Origin of the sequence: Hydrogenophaga sp., assembly GCF_041633695.1 — a bacterium.
In the GTDB taxonomy this organism is placed as follows: domain Bacteria; phylum Pseudomonadota; class Gammaproteobacteria; order Burkholderiales; family Burkholderiaceae_C; genus Hydrogenophaga.
The window spans coordinates 1-2,641 of sequence record NZ_JBFJMY010000520.1 but is presented as its reverse complement, the minus strand read 5'-3'; the positions used below and the strand labels follow the sequence as shown (position 1 = coordinate 2,641).

General features: G+C 65.4%; 2 protein-coding genes and 1 pseudogene. All 3 read left to right on the top strand.

Annotation, left to right across the window (positions count from 1 at the left end; translation table 11 throughout):
• Positions 1–514, top strand: a pseudogene (locus ABYB95_RS21065) (hypothetical protein); the annotation flags it as partial.
• A 158-nt stretch (positions 515–672) separates the two neighbouring features.
• Positions 673–1,893, top strand: a complete 1,221-nt coding sequence (locus ABYB95_RS21060; RefSeq protein ID WP_372661507.1) for a hypothetical protein — start codon at positions 673–675, stop codon at positions 1,891–1,893.
• 64 nt (positions 1,894–1,957) lie between these two features.
• Positions 1,958–2,536 carry a pseudouridine synthase gene (locus ABYB95_RS21055; RefSeq protein ID WP_372661504.1) on the top strand — a complete coding sequence of 193 codons (579 nt, stop codon included), beginning with the start codon at positions 1,958–1,960 and terminating at the stop codon, positions 2,534–2,536.
• Positions 2,537–2,641 lie beyond the last annotated feature (105 nt).

Below are 2,641 nucleotides of genomic sequence, written 5' to 3'. Positions count from 1 at the left end.
TCCGGGCAGCAACAACAACCTGGTGAGCTCGGAGAAATCGTGCACGCACAAGAGCGCACGCACCTGGGCCGACTGCCAGCTGGGCAACGCCGAATACGAAGAGCGCGATGCGGCCAACATCGACTGGCTGAAGTCTTCGTTCAGCGTGGCGCGCCACCGCAAGGCCAAAGGCCTGGTGGTGGTTTTCCAGGGCGACCCGGGGTTTGATCTGCCGGAAACCGAGGATGAAGACGAAAGCCAGCAAGCGCGGTTTGCGGGCTACCGCAAATTCCTCGGCGCCTTGGTGGCCGAGACCGAGCAGTTCAAGGGCCAGGTCTTGCTGGTGCACGGCGACACCCACTATTTCAAACTCGACAAGCCGCTGTACAGCCCCAGCAAAGTGCTGCCCAATCTGACGCGCCTGCAAACCTTTGGCAGCCCGGTGAACCACTGGGTCAAAGTGTCGGTGAACCCCCGCTCGCCAGAGGTGTTCACCATCCACCCCGTGATGGTGCCAGCGCCCGCCTCGCACTGAAGTTCCGTCGGGCACGGCCCGAGCGCAAGGCCCGGGCGCGTTGCGGCAGGAGATGAAGCCACGCCCACCGATCGGGCATGTCAAAAGCGCTCGCTGGCCAGTTGTGAACCAGCAGGCTGCGTGGCCAGGCCCACCTGTCGCCACACCATAATAGGCCGATGCCTACTTCTGAAATTGCTGTTTGGTCGGCCATGCTGGGCGGCCTGTTGACGCTGCTGGCGCTGGCATTGGGTGATGTGGTGAGCAACCGCAGCGCCGGATCGGTTCGCAACCTGTTGTTTGTACTGGTCACCGGCACCAGCTGCGTGATCATCACCGGTTTGCCTGAGGTGTTCTTTCCGGATTTGCCGGAGCACCTGATGATGGTGCTCAAGGTCTGCCTGGGGCCATTGGCTGGCGCGATGGCGGTGTACTTTCTGGGCATCTGGCTGGGTGGCATGCGCGAAGACCCGCTGATGTACCGCCTCACCGCCTGGGGCGGCGCCCTGTTGTTCCTCTGCGCCAGCGCCCTGGCGCTGCTGGCCAGTCAGATCGCCCCCGAAGATTTCCATGCCTTGCTGTGGCTGGCTGCAGGGGTGAACATGGTTCCGGTGTTGATTGCACTCGTGGTGGTGGCCCGCAGCGCGGTGTTCGGCGATCCCCTGGCACGCTGGATGTTGCTGGCCATTCTCTGCCTGGGCGCGATGGTCAGCGGCCTCTACCTGCGTGGACTCCAGGTGGCCGGCTTTGGCTTGGGCACCTGGGTGCTGACCGCCTTGTGCACCGTGGCCTATTTCCAGATCGCCATCTTGCTGGTGCTGTTGCGCAACCGGCAGAACCGGATGCTCAAGCGCTTGCTGGATCTGGAACTGGGCGCCGACCCGGCCACCGGCCTGCCCACCGGCGCCGACCTGCTGTCCAAAGTGGAGCACGCGTTCTGGAGCACCGCCCGGCGGCGCAGCCGTTGCACCGTGATTTGCGTGTATTTGAGCAATCTGTACGAGTTGACCGGCCCCACCTGGCAAGGCGTCGAGCACCAGATTCTGGCCATCATGGCGGCACGCATCCGCCGCGCGGCAGGCTTTCGCTGCGTGGTCGGCCTGTACCACCCCCGCTGCTTTGTGGTGGTGGTGTCCAGGGACCAGCACAACGCCCTGGTCAGCAACACCGTGGCGCACTTGCAGGCATTGGTGATGCGACCACTGCCGGTCGTGGGCGAGTGGCAGATCAAGCACAGCTTCCTGCCACGCGTGGGCACGGGGGTGGTCTCGCTCGACCCGACCGATGCCAACCCCATGAGCGTGCTCAACGCAGCCGAACAAAAAGCCCAGATCGCACTGCGCGACGCAGAACCCGTGAACGAGCAAGACATTCCCACCGCGCCCATACCCTTGCACTGAGCGCCTGCAAACCGCTGTGCGGAATGCCAAGCGGGCACCGCCACGGTGCTAAGCTGCCTGCGTCATGCCTCCAGCGCCACCGCCACCCTCCACCAGCCGACTGATCCGCTTCAACAAGCCGTATGGCGTGCTCAGCCAGTTCACACCCGAAGGCCGCTGGCGCGGGCTGAAGGACTTCATCGACCTGCCGGGCGTGTACGTGGCGGGTCGCCTGGATGCCGACAGCGAGGGCCTGCTGCTGCTCACCAACGACGGCCGCTGGCAGGCCCGCATCGCCGACCCGCGCCACAAGATGGAAAAAACCTACTGGGTGCAGGTGGAAGGCACAGCCAGTGCCGAGGCGCTGACGGCCTTGCGCCAAGGCGTGCAACTGAAGGACGGCCCCACCCTGCCCGCGCGCGCCCGTGCGCTGCCGGAGCCAGCCGGCCTGTGGGCACGCGAGCCACCCATCCGTGCGCGCCAGTCGATTCCGACCAGTTGGCTGGAACTGGTGATCCGGGAAGGCCGCAACCGCCAGGTGCGCCGCATGACAGCCGCCGTCGGCCTACCCACGTTGCGCCTGGTGCGCGCCGCCATCGGCCCCTACACCCTGGATGGACTGGCGCCAGGCGGCTGGTGTGAGCAGACGCCGACCGCGCTGTAGCTCGGCACACTGGTTGCACGCGCGCAGGGACGGTAGAGTCGGTCTTCACAGGTGCCTGAGAGACCCCAGCAACTTGAAAACCCGCGCACCAGACGCAGATGCAAC

Bases quoted from the DNA above. Each gene is read 5' to 3' on its own strand.
- ABYB95_RS21060 (WP_372661507.1), top strand. From the start codon at position 673: ATGCCTACTTCTGAAATTGCTGTTTGGTCGGCCATGCTGGGCGGCCTG.
- ABYB95_RS21055 (WP_372661504.1), top strand. From the start codon at position 1,958: ATGCCTCCAGCGCCACCGCCACCCTCCACCAGCCGACTGATCCGCTTC.